General features: G+C 69.9%; 4 protein-coding genes. All 4 read right to left on the bottom strand.

The genetic code is table 11. The features are described from left to right. The coding region (locus JWR81_RS26810) for an acetate/propionate family kinase (RefSeq protein WP_297658912.1) at positions 1-1,084 on the bottom strand (1,084 nt) is incomplete at its 3' end. A 15-nt stretch (positions 1,085-1,099) separates the two neighbouring features. After that, positions 1,100-3,487 carry a phosphoketolase gene (locus JWR81_RS26805; protein ID WP_297658910.1) on the bottom strand — a complete coding sequence of 796 codons (2,388 nt, stop codon included), beginning with the start codon at positions 3,485-3,487 and terminating at the stop codon, positions 1,100-1,102. 303 nt (positions 3,488-3,790) lie between these two features. After that, entirely contained in the window at positions 3,791-4,060 is a 270-nt protein-coding gene (locus tag JWR81_RS26800; protein ID WP_297658908.1) for a hypothetical protein, read from the bottom strand. Further along, complete coding sequence (locus JWR81_RS26795) at positions 4,057-4,782, bottom strand: hypothetical protein (protein WP_297658906.1); 726 nt, start codon at positions 4,780-4,782, stop codon at positions 4,057-4,059. Before JWR81_RS26795 ends, JWR81_RS26800 begins: the two co-directional genes overlap by 4 nt. Positions 4,783-5,134: the final 352 nt, after the last annotated feature.

Genomic DNA, 5,134 nt, shown 5'->3' with positions numbered 1-5,134 from the left:
GTGCCTCCAGGGGTTGCGACCGACTGGAAGATCCGGCGGCACGGAGGGCTTGTTGCACGCCGGCCGCGATCTGCAGGTCTTCGCGGGAGCGGATGACGAGGGTGCGCACCGTGGTGTCGGGCGCGGTGATCTCGGCGTCGGGCTCGCCGGCGTCGGCGAGGGTCACCGCGTCGTTGCGGCACGGGCCCACGGCGACGCCGAGATGGGCCAGCCGGGTGGCGGCGCCCTGACGGATGGCGGGGGCACGCTCGCCGACGCCGCCGGTGAACACGAGGGTGTCCAGGCCGCCGAGCGCGACAGTCATCGCCGCGATGCTGCCGGCCAGCCGGTGCAGGTAGACGTCGAGCGCGAGGCGCGCGTCGGGATCGGCGCGGACGAGGATCTGACGCATGTCGGCGGTGCCGGCCAGCGCGAGCAGCCCGGAGGCACGTTCCAGGGTCTCGGCGACCTCGTGGGGGCGCAGGCTCTCGTGCTCCTCCAGCCACAGCAGCAGCCCGGGGTCGATCGAGCCGCTGCGGGTGGCCATGACGAGCCCGTCGAGCGGGGTGAACCCCATCGTGGTGTCCACGCTGCGTCCGTCCAGCACCGCCGCGAGCGATGCCCCGGCGCCGAGGTGGCAGGTGACCAGCCGGCGGCAGGCCGGCGCCAGCTCCCGGGCCCGGCCGGCGGCCCAGGCGTGGGAGAGGCCGTGGAAGCCGTAGCGGCGCACCCCCCAGCGCTCCCGCCAGGCCCGGGGCAACGCGAACGTCGATGTGCGCGGCGGCAGGGTGGCATGGAAGGCGGTGTCGAAGCAGGCCACGTGCGGCACGTGCGGCAGCAGCTTCCGGGCGGCCGTCAACCCGGCCAGCGACTTGGGCTGGTGCAGTGGCGCGAGTTCCACCAGATCGCGCAGCCGCTGCTCCACGGCGGCGTCGATGACCAGCGGTTCCACCAGGTCGGGGCCGCCGTGCACGATGCGGTGCCCGACCGCGTCGACCTCCGGCGGGATAGCCGGCAGCCCGGGGTAGGACTCGACCGCGCGCCCGTCGTCGACCAGATCGACCTTCAGCGAGCTGGACCCGGCGTTGACGACCAGGACCCTCACGTCAGCAAGGCCTCATCAGAACGGCCACGTCCAGCCGGAGATCTCCGGGGCGTCCTCGCCGTGCTCGCGGGTCCAGGCGCGGGCGCGGGTGCGGGCGTCCACCATCTCCTGGCGCAGGTGCGCCATCTGCCCCTGCAAGGACGGGACGCGGTCGAGTGCGTCCATGACCAGGTGATAGCGGTCCAGGTCGTTGAGCATCACCATGTCGAACGGCGTGGTGGTGGTGCCCTCCTCCTTGTAGCCGCGCACGTGCAGCCCGGCGTGGTTGGCGCGTCGGTAGGTCAGCCGGTGGATCAGCCACGGATAACCGTGATAGGCGAAGATCACCGGCCGGTCGCGGGTGAACAGGGCGTCGAACAGGGCGTCGGTCAGGCCGTGCGGATGCTCACTGTCGGGTTGCAACCGCATCAGGTCCACGACGTTCACCACCCGCACCCGCAGCCCGGGCACCCGCTCCCGCAGGATCGCCACAGCGGCCAGCGTCTCCAGGGTGGGGATGTCACCGGCACAGGCCATCACCACGTCGGGCAGCTCCTCGCCGTCGTTGCCGGCCCAGTCCCAGATGCCCACCCCGCGGGTGCAGTGCAGCACCGCGTCCTCCATCGACAGGTAGGTCAGCGCCGGCTGCTTGCCGGCCACGACGACGTTGATGTAGTCGCGGCTGCGCAGGCAGTGGTCCACGGTCGAGAGCAGGGTGTTGGCGTCCGGTGGCAGGTAGACCCGCACGATCTCGGCCTTCTTGTTCACCACGTGGTCGATGAACCCCGGGTCCTGATGCGAGAAGCCGTTGTGGTCTTGCCGCCACACGTGGCTGGACAGCAGGAAGTTCAACGATGCGATCGGCCGCCGCCACGGGATCTGCCGGGTCGTCTTCAGCCACTTCGCGTGCTGGTTGACCATCGAGTCGACGATGTGGATGAACGCCTCGTAACAGTTGAACAGCCCGTGCCGGCCGGTCAGCAGATAGCCCTCCAACCAGCCCTGGCACAGGTGCTCGGACAGCACCTCCATCACCCGGCCGTCCGGCGCCAGGTGGTCATCACCGGGCACCGTCTCCGCAACCCAGGCCCGGTCGGTCGCCTCGAACAGCGCGGACAGCCGGTTGGACGCGGTCTCGTCCGGCCCCATCACCCGGAAGGTCCGCGGGTTGGCGCGCACCACGTCGCGCAGGAACTGCCCGGCCACCCGGGTCGCCTCGCTGAACGCCGTGGCCGGCTTGGCGACGTCGACGGCGTAGTCGCGGAAGTCCGGCAGCAGCAACTCCTTGAGCAAGGCGCCGCCGTTGGCGTGCGGGCTCGCGCTCATCCGCCGGTCCCCGCAGGGCGCCAGCGCGGCGAGATCGTCGCGCAACGCGCCGTCGGGCGTGAACAGCTCCTCAGGTCGATAGCTGCGCAGCCAGACCTCCAGCTGAGCGAGGTGCTCGGGATTCGTGCGCACCTCGGCCAGCGGCACCTGATGCGCCCGGAAGGTGCCCTCCACCGGCAGCCCGTCGACGACCTTCGGGCCGGTCCAACCCTTCGGGGTGCGCAGCACGATCATCGGCCACACGGGGCGGTGCACGTCCCCGGCCCGGGCCCGCTCACGGATGCCGGCGATGACGTCCAGCGCCTCATCCAACGCCGCCGCCATCGCCTGATGCACGGAAGCCGGGTCCTCGCCGGAGACCAGGATCGGCCGGTGCCCGTAGCCGCGAAGCAGCTCGACCAGCTCCTCCTCGGGGATCCGCGCCAGCACCGTGGGGTTGGCGATCTTGTAGCCGTTGAGGTGCAGGATCGGCAGCACCGCTCCGTCCCGCGCCGGGTCGGCGAACTTGTTGGAGTGCCAGCTCGCCGCCAACGGCCCGGTCTCCGCCTCCCCGTCCCCGACCACGCAGGCCACCAGCAGGTCAGGGTTGTCGAACGCGGCACCGTATGCATGCACCAGCGCGTAGCCCAGCTCACCGCCCTCGTGGATCGAGCCCGGAGTCTCCGGCGCCACGTGACTGGGAATGCCCCCGGGAAAGGAGAACTGGCGGAACAGCCGCCGCAGCCCGCCGGTGTCGAGCCCGACGTGCGGGTACACCTCGGTATAGGTGCCCTCCAGATAGGCATTCGCGACGATCCCCGGCCCACCGTGACCGGGGCCGATCACATACATCGCCTCCAGGTCCCGCGCTTTGATCACCCGGTTGAGGTGCGCGTAGATCAGGTTCAACCCGGGTGTCGTACCCCAGTGACCGAGCAGCCGTGGCTTGATGTGCTCGGGGCGCAACGGCTCGCTGAGCAGCGGGTTGTCCATCAGGTAGATCTGCCCGACCGACAGGTAGTTCGCGGCGCGCCAGAAGGCGTCGATCGCCGCGAGTTCCGAGGGACCCACCGGGCCCCCCACGCCGGCGGCTGCTTCGCGGGCTGCGATCGACGACATGCGGCTGCTCCCCAGTTGAACTGGTGGGAGTGCGCCGACGGACAGCGGCGCGGACCCTGCCGAAGGGCCCCGACACCGGTCCGCGCCGTGGTGCTACCCACCTCACCCGTGCTTCGTCCCAGGCGCGCGGTCCGGTGACGACAGTACCTGGTCGCCGTTCCGGTGGGCGCCGCCAGAGGAACGATGTCCTCCCACGACATTGCAGCAACCAATGTCCGTGTGACGGAGCAAAACGTCGTGGTCCAAGTAGCCGAGTCACGCTCAACTGACGGCGAGGACGCGAACGGTCGGTGTGGCTGGATCTCATCTCGCTCGCTGGAAGCCGATGTTGTCGTCGATGAGCGTGCGCGGTGATACGGGCAGTTTCTCTGGGTGCTCGAGGTCGAGTCTGACGAACTCGACCTCGCCCCTCCAGGCCGTTCGCAGAAATTCCTTGAGGAACTCCGTCGTGAGCTGCTCCCCGGCGCAGCGGCGGTAGCCGAACCCGAAGGGTGCGTAGCCGGCCGCGTCGCATACCGGGTACGCCCTGCCGTCGACCACGCTATGGGCGGCACCGAACGCGCTGTTGGTCACCTCTGCCTGGCGACCATCGTTGACCTTGAACGGTCCGGCTGGGAAGGGGGGACGGGCAAGGCCCGCCGCCTTGCATTTCGCCTCGTTGTTGTCGGCGCTCGTCGGCGCCGACTTGTAGCGGTCCGGATCGAACTCCTCCGGGTTGAGCCAGTGCCGGGGGTCCTGGCTCGTCGCCAGGTGGGGGTGATGATGTTGCCGACGCGAGGCTCCAGGCCGCGCTGCGCGCCCACGGTCGAAAGGCTCCCCCCATTAGGCGAGATCGTGCGGAACAGCTCCATCACGAACCGGTCGAGCGGGGTGAACGCGTGACCGTCCGCCTCGTCAGGACCCTCTGCCATCGTCCGTGCGAACCACGACCTGGCGCCCGGGTCACCGTGGCCCGCGTCCAGCACGGCCATGGTGTGGTAGACCGTGTTGCCCCACTGGCTGAACGCCAGGAAGTTGTGGAAACACTCGAAGACGATGTCCTTGCGGCGGAAGTGCTCGCCACCTCCGCCGTTCTTGAGCCAGTAGTAGACCAATGTCCCTTCCGGATCGCGGACGTCGCCGTCGATCAATGCCTGCACCCGGCTGTCGAGCCAGTCCTTGAGGAGCGGGCGCAGCTCGCGCACGCGCATGATGTTCTCGTGGACGATGTCCGCGGTCGGGTACCAGTAGCCGAGGACGTTGGTGAAGCTGGCGCCGATCTGCCGGACCTCGGCCGGGATGGCCTCACCCGTCACACCGAGGTGGAGATCCCAGTAGAGGTCGAAGTAGTCCGCGTAGTACCTGTGCATCAGCGGCTTGCCGGCGTTGGCCTCGTCGAAGACACGGGCGAGAAGGCTGCGGACCTTGTCGGCGTTGATGTTGAGGTACGTCGTCTCAGGGATGGCTGGGCGCCCGCCGGCCGGGGCCGGTCCGGCGGGCGCGGTGGCCGCGCTCAGCGGCCCTGCCAGTGGGGTGGGCGCTTCTCGGCGAAGGCCCGCGCTCCCTCCTGCGCGTCCTGGGACGCCAGGACCGGGGCGACGATCCGGTCCTGCTGCGCAAAGGCGTCCTGGTCGTCGAACGCGGTGCGTTCGTTCACCGCGCGTTTAA

This window comes from Pseudonocardia sp. (assembly GCF_025965585.1).
Classification (GTDB): domain Bacteria; phylum Actinomycetota; class Actinomycetes; order Mycobacteriales; family Pseudonocardiaceae; genus Pseudonocardia.
Note: the sequence above shows the minus strand (reverse complement) of the source record. Positions and strands in the feature narration are given on the sequence as shown.

Excerpts from the sequence above, each read along its gene's own strand:
- JWR81_RS26805 (WP_297658910.1), bottom strand. The coding sequence starts at position 3,487 with ATGTCGTCGATCGCAGCCCGCGAAGCAGCCGCCGGCGTGGGGGGCCCG.